General features: G+C 40.4%; 10 protein-coding genes and 1 tRNA gene. 6 read left to right on the forward strand and 5 right to left on the reverse strand.

Going from position 1 to position 15,621, the window contains the following annotated elements; all coding sequences use genetic code 11:
• Positions 1-106: 106 nt before the first annotated feature.
• A complete protein-coding gene (locus tag K6V30_RS21510) occupies positions 107-577 on the reverse strand; it encodes a hypothetical protein (RefSeq protein ID WP_010538843.1) in 471 nt (156 codons plus the stop codon).
• 577 nt (positions 578-1,154) lie between these two features.
• Here K6V30_RS21510 and K6V30_RS21515 point away from each other — a divergent pair.
• From K6V30_RS21515 to K6V30_RS21525, 3 genes are all read left to right on the forward strand, one after another.
• On the forward strand, positions 1,155-2,192 hold the full coding sequence (locus K6V30_RS21515) for a hypothetical protein (RefSeq protein ID WP_055270854.1): 1,038 nt from the start codon (positions 1,155-1,157) through the stop codon (positions 2,190-2,192).
• 20 nt (positions 2,193-2,212) lie between these two features.
• Positions 2,213-4,951 (forward strand): hypothetical protein, encoded by a 2,739-nt coding sequence (locus K6V30_RS21520; RefSeq protein WP_055270856.1) that lies wholly within the window; start codon positions 2,213-2,215, stop codon positions 4,949-4,951.
• Positions 4,952-5,285: 334 nt separating this feature from the next.
• Positions 5,286-6,026: a Fic family protein gene (locus tag K6V30_RS21525; RefSeq protein ID WP_010538846.1), complete on the forward strand. Its 741-nt coding sequence runs from the start codon at positions 5,286-5,288 to the stop codon at positions 6,024-6,026.
• 118 nt (positions 6,027-6,144) lie between these two features.
• Here the strand turns inward: K6V30_RS21525 and K6V30_RS21530 are convergent.
• The 3 genes from K6V30_RS21530 to feoB all read right to left on the reverse strand — a co-directional run bounded on the left by K6V30_RS21530 (position 6,145) and on the right by feoB (position 8,966).
• Positions 6,145-6,216 (reverse strand) — tRNA-Cys (locus tag K6V30_RS21530).
• A 51-nt stretch (positions 6,217-6,267) separates the two neighbouring features.
• Entirely contained in the window at positions 6,268-6,483 is a 216-nt protein-coding gene (locus tag K6V30_RS21535; RefSeq protein WP_008762135.1) for a hypothetical protein, read from the reverse strand.
• Positions 6,480-8,966, reverse strand: a complete 2,487-nt coding sequence (gene feoB, locus K6V30_RS21540; protein ID WP_010538847.1) for a ferrous iron transport protein B — start codon at positions 8,964-8,966, stop codon at positions 6,480-6,482. Before feoB ends, K6V30_RS21535 begins: the two co-directional genes overlap by 4 nt.
• A 381-nt stretch (positions 8,967-9,347) precedes the next feature.
• On the opposite strand from feoB, the gene tilS reads away from it, so the two are divergent.
• On the forward strand, positions 9,348-10,628 hold the full coding sequence (tilS, locus tag K6V30_RS21545) for a tRNA lysidine(34) synthetase TilS (protein ID WP_010538848.1): 1,281 nt from the start codon (positions 9,348-9,350) through the stop codon (positions 10,626-10,628).
• Here tilS and K6V30_RS21550 read toward each other — a convergent pair.
• Complete coding sequence (locus K6V30_RS21550) at positions 10,613-11,449, reverse strand: 4Fe-4S binding protein (RefSeq protein ID WP_010538849.1); 837 nt, start codon at positions 11,447-11,449, stop codon at positions 10,613-10,615. The genes tilS and K6V30_RS21550 overlap by 16 nt on opposite strands.
• A 236-nt stretch (positions 11,450-11,685) precedes the next feature.
• On the opposite strand from K6V30_RS21550, the gene rho reads away from it, so the two are divergent.
• Together rho and K6V30_RS21560 are read left to right on the forward strand one after the other, a co-directional pair.
• The gene (gene rho, locus K6V30_RS21555) at positions 11,686-13,863 is read left to right on the forward strand and encodes a transcription termination factor Rho (RefSeq protein WP_010538850.1); all 2,178 of its coding nucleotides are present in this window, start codon (positions 11,686-11,688) and stop codon (positions 13,861-13,863) included.
• A gap of 259 nt (positions 13,864-14,122) precedes the next feature.
• Positions 14,123-15,589: a sulfatase family protein gene (locus K6V30_RS21560; protein WP_055270858.1), complete on the forward strand. Its 1,467-nt coding sequence runs from the start codon at positions 14,123-14,125 to the stop codon at positions 15,587-15,589.
• Positions 15,590-15,621: the final 32 nt, after the last annotated feature.

The raw sequence follows: 15,621 nt of genomic DNA on the forward strand, positions 1-15,621 counted from the left end.
ATCCATTGACTTTAATAATATCGCTGTACTCCCATTGTGATAGGCAAATATTTGATAATTCTTATATGGTATAATCATATTTCTTGTTATTTATGAAAGAACTGTTTCATGAAAGATACTGATTTAGCACTAGAATTCTCTTTAAATCTTTCTCTCTGCCAAAAAGAGATAAAATTCTTTTCTGTTCTTCCATTGTCGGTATTCTGATAATCAAATCCCCGATGAAAATCTCTCTATATTCTTGCACATAAACAAACTGCCAAACATTGTTTTTCTTGATTTGAAGATTCCCCATGACCTCTACGTCCATTAAAGGAAGATTGAATCTGGCAAAATTAGAAGAAAATAAACCATCCTCTTTTGTTTCCGGAGCAATTTCCATATATGCTTTTAATGAACACTGTAGTTTGAGCGAATTCATTTCAGTTGTCAAAATATCAATATCTGAAGTTTCCCCAATCTCTATATCTGACAAAATCATAGCAGATGCACCTATGATATAGAAATCAGGACCTATTTCTAACAATTCAGCAGTCATACTTGCAAGAGTCTGAACTATTTTATCTTTAATCTTCATATTTCTAATAATTCATATGTAGCAAAAATACAAAATATATTTCAGAATGATTACCGGAGAACTGAATATTATAACTTAAATGCAATCCAATATGGAAAACAAAGATTATGATCTGAAACTGGCAGGATATATATGGTCAATTTTAAAGATACACCCCATTATAGTAATGTCATGAGGAATAGATATGGATACAGTAAGAGCGATTGAAGGAGAAATGAAATTTCATGTGCAGGGATTCAAGCATACGGGGATATGAGAATGGTACATTACAGTATATTGAATAGAGTTTTCCGACACGTTGGTTAGCTCCATTCTGCATGTTTATCCATCCTTATGTAAAAATTGAAAAGAATATAATCCAACAGTAAGTTATCAGTATAAAACTTCAAGAATATATTAAACATATATAAATAATACAGGATTGTTTTTTTACGTCACTTTTTTTATCTATATTAAAGGTCAGAGAATAAGCTAACAATTTTAAATACTTTAAAGAGAGCCAAGCAAATAACAAAAACATATTTTACACAACGCCTTAAAGTCTAAAAATAGTGACATTACTTAAAATCCAGTAGTTATGAAAACAATTAATTATTTTTCCGGCTCATTGTCAGTATTATTATTTTATGCATTATTTGTTGCATGTAATGATGATCTGCAAACTATTTCTGTCACTGAAATAAAAGGAATAGAACAAACTTCCTTAAACGAAAGTAATGCTTTAATGAGTTCAGATGTAGTAACAGATAGTACTATGCTTGGTAAAGGCAACACAATATCCAACTCAACGTCTGCTACTAATGCATTCTTCACTAAACAAGAATATGAAGAGGGAATGGATTGGTGGAAAGATAGAGAAGGTGCGCTACCTGCTCTATACGAATATCAGGTATCCTGTCGTGATTTTCCTTCTGGACATGGTCCTGATACTTGCGTATATTATATGACCATTATTTGGACTTGCTATCCTCCTATTACAGAAGCTAATTGGATGGATTATCAATATATGCAAGTACAACATAGGCTAATAAGTGGTACTACTGCATTTCCTTGGCATTATTTAGGTGAAAGTGGTCCGGGAAATTATAATTTTGGAATAGTAAAAGTCAATGGATTTCAAGATCCTATGGATTTAAATGCTACACATTTGCCTACTAGCGTTCAACTTAGATATAGATTGTTGCATAAAGATTTCCCAGGGAAAGCAGATAAGAGTATTGATGATAAAGAAAAATGGTACGATAAAAACCTTGCAACTGGATGGTATTATAAAGATTACAATCAGCCAACTTATAATAACCCTTATGGTTATAATTCACAGGATTTCAACAATATGGAATCACTAAAATTCATAATCAATGATCCTAAGTGTGGCTCATTTTTTTCTGTAAGAGTGCTTGTTGACGGATATTTAGTTTTCCCCCAATTAGTAGGCGGAAGATATGAAGTTACTGTTCCAAAATTTAGGAAGATTGGAGAATATCTCATAACAGCTGAATACGCAGGTAATGTTTCGGAAGGATTTAAAACTGCAGTGCGACATGGCATCTACCAAGAATATACAAGCAAAGAAATTCATATTATGTTTAGTTGCAGTGAGTTTAGCTATGATTAACAACCTTACATATCACAATAATGAAACGAATACTTTTAATTCTATTTTGCAGTCTACATAGCATTTTGTTTCTCCGTTCACAGAACGCTAGCAGCGACATCATCTTCAAACAGTTCTTCGATAATGCCGTTGCTTTTGCTGACGCATACCCACGTGAGAAGGTATACTTGCATTTTGATAATAGTAGTTATTATGTAGGAGATACTATATGGTTTAAAGCCTACACGGTATATGCTGAGAACAATATGCCAAGCACCATCAGCAAACCTCTTTATGTAGAGATGCTCGACCAGACAGGGCATATCACCCAACGCCAAATCATTGAATTGAATAGCGGTGAAGGACATGGACAGATAATCCTGAATGAAAGTACCATGTCCGGCTATTATGAAATCAGAGCTTACACTCGCTGGATGCTTGCATTCAGCGAGCCTTCTTACTTCTCACGTACATTCCCCATCTATCAGTCTGCACAAGGAGAAAGACCTGAACGGAAGATTTCTACCTATAATCTGAATCCTTCCATGAAACAGCGACCGAAAAATGTGACAGATAAACTTGCTATCCAGTTCTTTCCTGAAGGAGGAACACTCGTGAAAGGCATCTCTTCTCGTGTGGCATTTAAAGCTGAAAGTAGAGAAGAAGGTAATGTTATTCTTGAAGGTGCCATTTATACGAAAGACGGGGAAAAGCTGACGGAAATTAAAACCCTACATGATGGAATGGGAATATTCGCTTATACACCCGAAGAAAAACCGGCAGTAGCAAAAGTTGTTTATAAAGAGAAAGAATATCAATTCGATCTACCGGATGCTCTTCCCGCAGGATATGTATTGAACGTGAATAATTCAAGCGGCGCTATTGTAGGCAACGTATTAAGCAATAGGGATACTCCGGATGCAGACATTGTAGCATTCATAAGTCACGAAGGTCGCCCCTATTCGTATTGGGTACTACGAATGAGATCAGGTGGAAATCAAACTTTCTTACTTAAAACACGCGATCTTCCCGGAGGCATATATCAAGTCAGTCTATTAGACAAATCCGGGAATACGCTATGTGAACGGTTTACATTTGTGCAACCCAATAAATTGAATTCAATACAAGTAGATGGAATTAAAGACATTTACCAACCTTTCGAACCAATTCGCTGCGAAATACAAGTAACAGATCAAAAAGGAAATCCTTTACAAGGTTCTTTATCCATATCAATACGCGATGCTATACGTTCGGATTATACAGAATATGATAATAGTATATTTACTGATATGTTATTAACATCCGGGTTAAAAGGGTATATTGATCAACCGGGGTATTATTTTGCAGATATTACGCTTCGCAAATTACAAGAACTTGATGTCTTGCTCATGGTTCACGGTTGGCGTCAATATGACTTATCACAACTTATTTCCGGCAAAAATGAAGAGCTGATTCAACAGTCAGCTGAAAAAGAGTTATTACTACAAGGGCAGATTCGTTCTTCTCTATTAAAAAAAGAAATGAAAGATATGGAGGTAAGCGTCATAGCTAAAGTAGACAATACATTTGTAGCAGGACATACGTTTACAGATGAAAACGGAAACTTTCAACTTCCAGTTACTAGTTTTGAAGGAGAAGTAGAAGCGGTATTCCAGATACGACGTCGGGGATCTAAACATAAAAAAGATGCTTCTGTTATGCTCGACCGTAACTTCGCCCCTGCCCCACGTGCCTTCAGCTATGAAGAAGAACATCCACAGTGGATGGACAAAAACTCATGGATCACCCTTTCCGACCATGTAGACTCGCTATATGCGGATTCTATCAGCAAAACTGACAATACCTATTTATTGAGCGAAGTGGAAATAGCAAAAAAAAGAAAAAATAAGAACATCACTACTCAAGTATTCGAGAAAAGCGTAGACGCATATTACGATGTAGCGCGATTGGTTGATGAATTACGCGATCAGGGAATAGTAATTAATACTATACCCGACTTGCTTAGTAAAGTGAATCCTAACTTTTCATACGATGTGCAAGACGGAAGCTCACGATATAAAGAGAAAACAATCTGTCTCATTGTTGGTAAACAAGTACTTGATACTTTAACTGCTTGGACATTGTGGAATGAGATAGATGGTATAAAACAGATTATGATATGCGAAGGAAGCAATTCGTATACTGATGAAGTGCTTAATTCAATACACGGTTCAAATATGACAAAAGGACAAAATGTAAAAGACATGATGACAGCAATGAATCCCCCACGTACCTTTGATGACAGTTTCTATCTTTATGGAGATGCTGCAAAGAAAAAAATATCGTTAGACGATACTGAAAAGGCCAAATCAGAACCCCTTTTTAGAAAGAAATCATCAGGAATCAACAATAATGTAAACGTCAATATCGATTTTTCAAGATTCGGACAATATGCTTTATTCTACATAACTCCGCATTTTAACTCCAATTATAGCAGATTAACGCAAAAGTCAATGAAGGCTGCCCATGGAACACGTCGTACAATAATCCAAGGATATTCTCGCCCATTAGCTTTCTATTCTCCTGTCTACAAAGACAAAATACCGACTGCAAATGTCAACCATCGTCGCCGTACACTTTATTGGAATCCTACTATACAAACCGACAAGAATGGTAAAATTAGCATAGAATGTCAGAACAGTATGTATGCCAATCCGATCATTCTTCACGCAGAAATGCTGAAAGGTGGAATCCCATGCAGTATTACGATTATTGGAGAGAAGAAAAAAATAAACCAGTAAATATCTCTAAAGTCCCTTTTAGAATTTCAAATTAGATGAAATACCGCCACTTCTGACAAATTCCCCTAATGATGTCAAGATTCGGTCAAGGGTAAAATGTATTTTTTGATAATCCTCATGATCTATAACTCCAAACAACCGTTATTTGGAACTAGCGCACTACAAGGATTTTTTCGGTCATTATACACGTGTACAAAACAATGAGGTTATAACCATAAATAACCCATATTCTACTATTCATTATAAACTTCTTGAATGAAAGATATTCATATATCAAAAAATTTTGTAGCTTCGTGAATATTACAAAAAAACAATAGTGAGACAACCGGAGTACATGAAACAGATATTCAATGAAGAACAAATAAATAAAGCTGTATTCATCATCGAAAGCCCTTTATCAAAGCTTTCGGAACTTTATCATAGTGAGGTTGAGAATCTTGCTATTTTATGGTGCTACTATTCTGGAAAGATAGAAGGCAATGGTTACACTTATGTTGAAACAGAGACACTCTTAAAAAACGGAATCACTCCATCAAAGAAGTATGAAGATGCCGAAATGCTAATCAATCTACACAATACATTCACCGAAGAATTGAAACATATCAAAGGGGAAAATAGTAGAAGAATAGATAAAAGCACTTTATTCAGAGTATATCAATCCATATCTTCTGATTTAGTTCCTGATGAAAAATCAGGGTATTTAAGAAATAGAACTGTTTGTGTTAGTGGCATAGAGTACACACCGACAAAGGAATTACACAAGATCCGAGAAAAACTAGACGAAATACTCTATCAACAGGAACAGTATACCAATCCATTGGAACGAGCCGTTTATCTTCATTGCAATATCGCCCAGTTACAGCCTTTCACTAGTGAGAACAAACACGCTCCCCGAATAATAGAAAGTTTTGTACTGATGCATGCTGATATCATTCCTGTTTATTCTTTAAGAGATGCTGATGTATTGAACTACAAAAAAAGACTAATATCTTTTTGCAAAACTGGAGCATATTCTCTGTATGCTGACTACTTCCTGAATAGACAAATTGAAAGAATAAAAGAAATAGAAGAATAAAAACAGTCTTTCCTTAAAACACCATCCTGATATCATTTTTTTGTAGTACCAATGTAGTACCATTTCAGTTAGGAGCAAAGAAAAACCCCTCTAGAATTTAATCTAAAGGGGGGGTATGAGGTTCCTGGCGGATTCGAACCGCCGTACACGGTTTTGCAGACCGCTGACTAAGCCACTCATCCAAGGAACCATTTTTTCTCGTTTGCGGTTGCAAAGGTAGTACAAATTTTGAAACTACCAACTATCCACAGCAATTTTTCTTTGTACTTTTTTTCTTTACACCGCACTCTTGACGTTTCTTTTCCATCATATCCTTTAAATCACAGCCACTTACGCAACTATCACAAGGATTCTCACTTTCGCGCGTACGACGAAAAAAAAGATAAATTCCATATATTACACGGGCAATGCAGAGTACAATCAGTACTCCGACTACCCATTCCTGCCAATTATTCATACAAACAACCCTCCAATCTGATAAACTGAAAATGCCACCAGCCAAGCCAGCCCTGTTGTATAGCAAGCTGCAAACAACGCCCACTTCCAACTGCCGGACTCCTGCTTAATAGCTGCTAATGCCGCAATACAAGGGAAGTAGATCAACACAAACAGCATATAACAGAACGCCACTAAAGGTGTGATCGGAATCCGCTCTGCCAAACTAGCCTCATCGGCTTCCGGATTATCCACATACAAAACTCCCAGTGTACTAACAACCAGTTCCTTCGCACCTACTCCGGAAATCAAACCGATACCCAGTTTCCAATCAAATCCCATCGGCTTTATTACCGGCTCTATAGCCCGTCCCAACTGACCGATATAAGAATTTTCCTGTTGTTCAGCTACCGTCTCGTATGCCTCATGATTCGGATAATATCCGAGGAACCAGATGATAATAGAAGCAATCATAATAATTCCTCCCATTTTTTTCAAATATTGTGCTCCTTTCTCCCAGGTATGACGGAAAATAGATTTTGCCGTCGGCATTCGATAAGGCGGAAGTTCCATTACAAAAGGAGTATCGTCACCTTTCACCAAAAACTTGCTGAACAGTCGAGCCAACAATACAGCCAGAAAAATCCCGATCGCATAAATACTTAACAACACCAAACTCGCATTGTTCGGAAAGAAAGCCCCTACCAGCAACAAATAAATGGGCAAACGCGCACTACAAGACATCAACGGATTAATCAGCATCGTAATCAGACGGCTTTTCCGGTTCTCAATAGTACGGGAAGCCATGATTGCAGGCACATTACATCCGAATCCCATAATCAACGGAATAAACGACTTTCCGTGTAAGCCCATCTTATGCATGATTTTATCCATAATAAAAGCTGCACGTGCCATATATCCGGAGTCTTCCATCAGCGAAATACAGAAATACAGAATCAGAATATTGGGCAAAAAGACGATAACACCGCCTACACCACCTACAATACCGTCAACCAACATATCCTTCAACGGTCCTTCCGACATATTGTTGCGAATCAAATCACCAATTTGTCCTACCAGCCATTCAATTCCCATCATCGGATATTCTCCAAGCACAAACGTCCCTTCGAACATCAGATACATAAAAAGGAAAAAGATTGGATATCCCCAGATACGATGAGTAACGATCGCATCCAGCACCTTCGTAGTCTGTGCCTGCTCCAGATGATTGTCAGTGAATGTCTCTTTCAACGCACCACTGATAAAACCATATTTGGCATCTGTAATAGCAGATTCGCAATCTTCATTCATTGTTTCCTGAACACGCTTAGCCATCTTGTCACGGATACGGAAAATCTCTCCCGCATTCGGCAGTGTACGCACAAAACTCTCTATATCAGGATCGTTTTCCAATAACTTGATAGACAAAAAACGAGTGGAATATTTATGGCGGATAAATTCATTCTTGGATACCTCCTCTTTTACAGCGTCAATCGCTTTTTCCAGATCGGGTCCATGATTAATATGGATGTGCCGGAATACACGACCCGTTTTTTTATGTTCACGCACGTAATCTTCCAAATGTTCTTCCTCATGATTCTTCCGGTCTTCCAAAGAATCGTGCCATTCGGTCAGATCCTTCAGAACCTCCGGATTCATATTCCCGTGTTTATCAAAGAAGTCTACACCTTCATAAAGGTTGATAACTACATGAAACAAGGTATCCAATCCACGATTCTTCTTGCTGACAGTAGGCAGCATCGGTACTCCGAACAATTTACTCAGCAAATGATAATCCAATGTATTACCACTGGATTCCAGTTCGTCGTAAATATTCAAAGCCACCACCATACGAACATTCATGTCAATCAACTGGGTAGTCAGATACAGATTCCGTTCCAGATTTGAAGAATCAACGACATTGATGATAACATCCGGCGTTTCATCAATAATATGACGGCGGACATAAATTTCTTCCGGCGTATAAGCCGATAATGAATAAGTTCCCGGCAAATCAACAATGCGGAAGTGATAACCTTCGAAATCGAAATACCCTTCTTTGGCGTCTACGGTCACACCGCTATAGTTTCCTACATGCTCGTGAGCACCGGAAGCTAGATTAAAAAGAGAAGTTTTGCCTGAGTTCGGATTCCCGACCAAAGCAACGTTGATGGTACGACGCTTACCTAACGCCAACCGTTTCATATCTTCTTCTTTTACAGAAACGTCTTCGGGCAGTCCTTCATGATATATAGTTTCTTCGGCTTGCTTTTTTGCCTCTTCCTCGCTTACCACTTCAATCATTTCCGCTTCCTGACGACGAAGAGAAATTTCATAACCTAAGACTTTATATTTAATGGGGTCTTTCAGTGGAGCATTCAGCAATACTTCAACAGTTTTACCTTTTATAAAACCCATCTCCACAATACGTTTACGAAAGCCGCCGTGTCCCAATACCTTAACGATGACACCTTTTTCACCTGTTCCTAATTCGGATAAACGCATAACTATCTTAATTTTCGGCAAAGATAATTCATAACTTCCGAGCACGCAAATTATTTAGAATGTTTTTAAATAGCAGACTTTTCATATGCCGACAGTAGCTAAATTAACTCATTAAAAGTTCAGGTTCCGACGGCTAAGTTTTTTTAGCCTATCCTGACTGACTTTATATGCAAAAACTTATCCGTCTCACTATAGTGGAACACAAGAATCGCTATAGTTCCCTTTGCGTCCGACATAGTGGCACGAAAGAGAAACTAGAGTAGGACGAATTAGATATTGCGAAAAAAGAAATTGATTTATAGGAATTTTTCTCCTAGTTAGTCCGATAAAAACAATTAGCATTCACTTGAGATAGCTCAATAAACTATTATCTTTGCAGATATGATACAACAACGGGTTATACAATATATAGAGAAGGAGCATTTATTCTCATTAAATGATAAGATTCTGGTTGCCCTGAGTGGTGGAGCAGACTCTGTTGCTTTGTTGTGTGTTCTCCATACAGCAGGTTATCCATGTGAAGCTGCCCACTGCAACTTTCATTTACGTGGGGAAGAGTCAAATCGGGATGAGCTGTTTGTACGGCAACTTTGCCGAAAATACGGGATTCATCTGCATACTATCGACTTCAACACCACTCAGTATGCAACAGAAAAACGGATTTCGATAGAAATGGCAGCCAGAGAACTTCGCTATAACTGGTTCGAAAAAATAAAAAAAGAATGTAAAGCCAATGTAATCGCCGTAGCTCATCATCAGGACGACAGTGTAGAAACGATGCTGCTCAACCTCATTCGTGGAACAGGCATCACCGGCTTATTAGGAATCCGTCCCCGAAACGGAGCAATCGTACGCCCACTGCTTTGCATCAATCGGGAAGAAATCATCCGCTACCTACAACAGATCGGACAAGACTTCGTAACAGACAGCACCAATCTGGAAGATGAATACACCCGTAATAAAATCCGTCTCCATCTGCTCCCACTGATGCAGGAAATAAATCCATCAGTCAAAAACAGCCTGATAGAGACAAGCAATTATCTGAATGATGTTGCTACTATATATAATAAGGTAATAGACGAAACCAAAAAGAAGATTATCACTCCGGAAGGTATCCGAATCGACGCTTTATTGGACGCCCCCACTCCCGAAACCCTTTTATTTGAGACGCTGCATCCACTAGGATTTAATTCGGCACAAATCAAAGATATAGCAAACTCCCTCCACGGGCAACCGGGAAAACAATTCATCAGCAAAGAATGGAGAGTTATCAAAGACCGTAATTTGCTCTTATTGGAAAGTATCCGCCCGGAAGATGGAACCACTCTTCCTTATCAATTAATAAAGGAAGAAAGAGAATACTCTCCCGATTTCCAGATTCCACAGGATAAAAAGACCGCTTGTTTCGATGCCGATAAATTAACAGAGGAAATACACTGTCGTAAATGGCGGACAGGCGATACATTTATTCCCTTCGGCATGAAAGGCAGGAAAAAAGTAAGCGATTATCTGACCGACCGCAAATTCTCTATCAGCCAAAAGGAACGCCAATGGGTACTCTGCTGCGGCGAACGCATAGCATGGCTGATAGGTGAACGGACAGATAACCGCTTTCGTATAGACGAAACGACCAAACGGGTGATAATCTATAAGATAGTCTGAGGTAGTTTCTGTTTCTTGAAACACTCGGAAAGCAGAGACGCGAAAGGAGTATCATACACCCTTGCCTTCTTCGCACAAGCTTTCACACAGGCACAACATTTAATACATTTTTCCGCATCTGTGTTTACTTCATCCCCTCTGGTGATTGCTCCAGCCGGACAACGAGCCGCACAGATACCGCAATGAGTACACAAGCTCTCATCCTCTATCCAAGGGGTACGAGGGAGCGGAGTACCGCTTTTGCGCAACTTGATCACTTTTCTCAAAAAGCGGAATAAAGGGAAAAATGGCTGACTGGGGCGTTTTATAGCACGTACATCGATCTGATAGAGAGTCTCTTCTCCAGCAGCCGCTTGTATTTTCTCCATTATTTTTCTTCCGAAATCTTCCGCATAATTCAAATCCGATTCATTCGGACGCCCGTCTGCAATCGGGCATTTATCGGTGCTATATGAATGTTCACCTATAAAGGTTGCTCCGGCAATCACTTTCATCCCGTGGGGAATAGCAAAAGCATCCAGTTCCATCAATGCCTTTTCGTAAGCACGATTTCCATAAACCACGACCAACACAGTAGGAGTATCCAGTCCACGAATATTTTCCAGACGTTCCATAGCTAAAGGAGCCACATGACCTCCATATACAGGAACTACGATAACAGCCAATGCAGAAGTGGGAATAACGGTTTCCTCGACAGTCTGCAATGTGAGATTCATCGGAACGACATTTTTTATACCAGTTCCGTGAACAATTGCTTCGGCTACTTGTTTTGATGTGTGTGTAGGCGAAAAATAAATTAAACGAGCTTCATTTACTGTCATACTATTTTCTTTTATACAGCAAAGATACGTTTTTACGCTGAAAAAAGTGTCTGATTGTTCATGAAACCAAAAATATTTATTATCTTTGCCCCGTTGAAACATTCTACGATTCAACATATACATCCCTAATTCATAATTAAAAACAAAACATATGCTCGCATATCTGCGGTTATTACGCTGTAGTAATGCTGTCCATATTTCATCAAGACAGAAATTTTAATAACTTACCATACTATATGTATAACATTATCCAATTGAACGACAAAAATCTGTCGGAACTTCAAATTATTGCCAAAGAGCTAGGCATCAAAAAAGCAGACTCATTTAAAAAAGAAGAACTTGTTTACAAGATACTCGATGAGCAAGCCATAGCCGGAGCCACTAAGAAAGTTGCCGCAGAGAAATTAAAAGAAGAACGCAAAGGAGAGAAAAGCAAGCGTTCGCGCACAGCCGTACCGAAAAAAGAGGAAAAAGCAGCACCCGCGCCGAAAAACGCTGAAGTAGCTAAAAATAAAGAAAATGCTCCTGTAGCCAAAGTTCAGCAACAGCCTAAAGAAGAAGCTGCCAATAAAGCCAAAGAGGCTCCTGCTGCTGAACCGAAAGCGGAAAATGCTGCTCCAAAACGCAAAGTAGGCCGTCCACGCAAAGACGCCAACACCACTGAAAAAGCAGAAAGCAAGGAAGTGGAAAATGCAAAACCGATAGTGAAAGCAACAGAAGAAAAAGCGGTTGCAGAAAAAACGGTAGTTGCACCTGCTGAAAAAGCTGCTCCGGTACAAGAGACAGAAAAGAAAGTAAAGGAAAACAAGCCGGCTATTGCAGAAAAACCAGTAATCGCCAAACCACAAAAGAAATCGGCACCGGTGATCGATGAAGAAAGCAATATCCTGTCCAGCGACGACGATGATGACTTTATCCCAATCGAAGACCTGCCTTCTGAAAAAATAGAGCTTCCTACCGAACTCTTCGGCAAATTTGAAGCTACAAAAGCAGAAACGGCACAGGCAGCCCCCGAACAGGCTCCACAACCACAGCAACAGCATTCTCAACCGCAACAACGCCAGCGTATTGTCCGTCCACGCGACAACAACAATAATAATAACAATGCCGGCAACAACAATGCCAATGCTAACGCCAACAACAATAATAATTTCCAGCGTAATAACAATAACAATCAGCGTCCTCCGATGCAGCAACGTCCTGCACCACAGCAGAATAATGTTGCCGAGAGCGTTCCTCCTGTACAACAACAGCCGGAACGCAAAGTGATTGAGCGTGAAAAACCCTACGAATTTGATGATATCCTCAGCGGAGTAGGCGTTTTGGAAATCATGCAGGACGGATACGGATTCCTCCGTTCTTCTGATTACAATTATCTTTCTTCTCCGGACGATATTTATGTATCACAGTCACAAATTAAGTTATTTGGTCTTAAGACCGGTGACGTGGTAGAAGGCATCATCCGTCCACCCAAAGAAGGAGAAAAATATTTCCCGTTAGTGAAGGTATCAAAGATCAACGGACGTGATGCGGCATTCGTTCGCGACCGTGTTCCTTTCGAACATTTGACTCCGCTCTTCCCTGACGAGAAATTCAGACTCTGTAAAGGCGGGTATTCAGATTCCATGTCTGCCCGTGTTGTAGACCTTTTCGCCCCGATCGGTAAAGGACAGCGTGCACTGATCGTTGCACAGCCCAAAACAGGTAAAACGATCTTAATGAAAGATATCGCCAACGCTATCGCAGCCAATCATCCGGAAGTATATATGATTATGCTACTGATCGATGAACGTCCGGAGGAAGTAACCGATATGGCACGCAGCGTCAATGCAGAAGTTATCGCTTCTACTTTTGACGAACCGGCAGAACGCCACGTCAAAATCGCAGGCATCGTACTGGAAAAAGCAAAAAGGCTGGTAGAATGCGGCCACGACGTAGTAATCTTCCTCGATTCTATCACCCGTTTGGCACGTGCGTACAATACAGTATCTCCCGCATCCGGCAAAGTACTCTCCGGTGGTGTGGATGCCAATGCGCTTCACAAGCCCAAACGTTTCTTTGGTGCTGCCCGTAACATCGAAAACGGCGGTTCACTGACTATCATTGCTACTGCACTGATCGACACCGGTTCCAAAATGGACGAAGTTATCTTCGAAGAATTCAAGGGTACAGGTAACATGGAGTTACAGCTCGACCGCAACCTGTCCAACAAGCGTATCTTCCCTGCTGTCAACATCACTGCATCCAGCACTCGTCGCGACGATCTGCTGCTTGACAAGACAACACTCGACCGCATGTGGATATTACGCAAATACCTTGCAGATATGAACCCTATCGAAGCAATGGATTTTGTAAAAGACCGTCTGGAAAAAACAAGAGACAACGACGAATTCCTGATGAGCATGAATAGCTAATCAAGAATAAGTGAGCAACAAATAATGAACGGTGGATAAACTGGAACGATGAATAATCGCAGTTTATCCACCGTTCTTTCTATAGCCCACTGTTCACGATTCATCGCAAACATCCGCCGTTCTCCACAAATCGTTCATCGCATCTTTCATTTTTGTACAAATTAGTTTCATTTACGTCCAAAAGCACTTCCCTGCTCTTTTTTGCTTTTTGTTTTTTCCTACTTTTGCTACAAAATCAATCACTTAATTCTAACCAAGAATGAAAACAATTTATCCATTCATGGGATTGGCCCTTTGTGGCGCAGCGGCTCAGGCACAAGAAAAGCCTAACTTTCTGATTATCCAGTGCGACCATCTGACACAACGTGTAGTAGGTGCTTACGGGCATACACAAGGCTGTACACTTCCCATTGACGAAGTTGCATCAAGAGGAGTGATCTTCTCTAACGCTTATGTAGGCTGCCCCCTCAGTCAGCCTTCACGTGCAGCACTATGGAGCGGCATGATGCCCCATCAAACTAATGTACGTTCAAATTCCAGCGAACCCATCAACACACGCCTGCCGGAAAGCGTGCCGACACTGGGAAGCCTTTTTTCCGAAAGCGGCTATGAAGCTGTACACTTCGGAAAGACTCATGACATGGGCTCACTGAGAGGTTTCAAACATAAAGAACCGGTAGCCAAGCCATTTACCGATCCCGAATTTCCGGTCAACAATGACAGTTTTCTAGATGTAGGTACCTGTGAAGATGCAGTTGCCTACCTCAACAATCCGCCTAAAGAACCCTTTATTTGCATTGCGGATTTCCAAAACCCACATAACATTTGCGGATTCATCGGTGAAAACGCAGGTGTACACACAGATCGCCCCATCAACGGTCCCCTACCCGAATTGCCGGACAACTTTGATGTAGAAGACTGGAGTAATATTCCTACTCCCGTGCAGTATATCTGTTGCAGCCACCGCCGCATGACACAGGCTGCCCACTGGAGCGAAGAAAACTATCGCCATTATATCGCTGCTTTCCAGCATTATACCAAGATGGTATCCAAGCAAGTAGAGAGCGTACTGAAAGCCCTTTACTCCACCCCTGCCGGAAAAAACACCATTGTCGTAATCCTGGCAGACCACGGCGACGGTATGGCATCTCATCGCATGGTGACCAAACATATCAGCTTCTATGATGAAATGACCAACGTTCCGTTTATCTTCGCAGGTCCCGGCATCAAACAGCAGAAAAAGCCTGTAGATCATCTTCTGACACAACCTACATTAGATCTCTTGCCTACCCTTTGCGATTTGGCAGGCATTGCAGTTCCGGCAGAAAAAGCCGGCATCAGCCTTGCACCGACTCTAAGAGGAGAGAAACAACAGGAAAGCCATCCTTACGTTGTTTCCGAATGGCACAGCGAATATGAATACGTCACTACTCCCGGACGTATGGTGCGTGGTCCCAGATACAAATACACACATTATCTGGAAGGAAACGGAGAAGAACTATATGACATGAAAAAAGACCCGGGTGAAAGAAAAAATCTTGCCAAGGACCCTAAATACTCTAAAATACTCGCCGAGCACCGTGCTCTGCTGAACGATTATATCACACGTTCCAAAGATGATTACCGCAGCCTGAAAGTAGATGCCGACCCTCGGTGCAGAAACCACACTCCCGGCTACCCCAGTCACGAAGGTCCTGGAGCACGTGAAATCATCAAAAGAAAATAATTCTATAAAAAAGAGTGAAGATTCCTTGCCAG

Source organism: Bacteroides faecis (assembly GCF_020091505.1).
In the GTDB taxonomy this organism is placed as follows: domain Bacteria; phylum Bacteroidota; class Bacteroidia; order Bacteroidales; family Bacteroidaceae; genus Bacteroides; species Bacteroides faecis.

Coding starts and splice junctions, on each gene's coding strand:
- K6V30_RS21510 (WP_010538843.1), bottom strand. CDS start 577: ATGAAGATTAAAGATAAAATAGTTCAGACTCTTGCAAGTATGACTGCT.
- K6V30_RS21515 (WP_055270854.1), top strand. CDS start 1,155: ATGAAAACAATTAATTATTTTTCCGGCTCATTGTCAGTATTATTATTT.
- K6V30_RS21520 (WP_055270856.1), top strand. CDS start 2,213: ATGAAACGAATACTTTTAATTCTATTTTGCAGTCTACATAGCATTTTG.
- K6V30_RS21525 (WP_010538846.1), top strand. CDS start 5,286: ATGAAACAGATATTCAATGAAGAACAAATAAATAAAGCTGTATTCATC.
- K6V30_RS21535 (WP_008762135.1), bottom strand. CDS start 6,483: ATGAATAATTGGCAGGAATGGGTAGTCGGAGTACTGATTGTACTCTGC.
- feoB (WP_010538847.1), bottom strand. CDS start 8,966: ATGCGTTTATCCGAATTAGGAACAGGTGAAAAAGGTGTCATCGTTAAG.
- tilS (WP_010538848.1), top strand. CDS start 9,348: ATGATACAACAACGGGTTATACAATATATAGAGAAGGAGCATTTATTC.
- K6V30_RS21550 (WP_010538849.1), bottom strand. CDS start 11,449: ATGACAGTAAATGAAGCTCGTTTAATTTATTTTTCGCCTACACACACA.
- rho (WP_010538850.1), top strand. CDS start 11,686: ATGTATAACATTATCCAATTGAACGACAAAAATCTGTCGGAACTTCAA.
- K6V30_RS21560 (WP_055270858.1), top strand. CDS start 14,123: ATGAAAACAATTTATCCATTCATGGGATTGGCCCTTTGTGGCGCAGCG.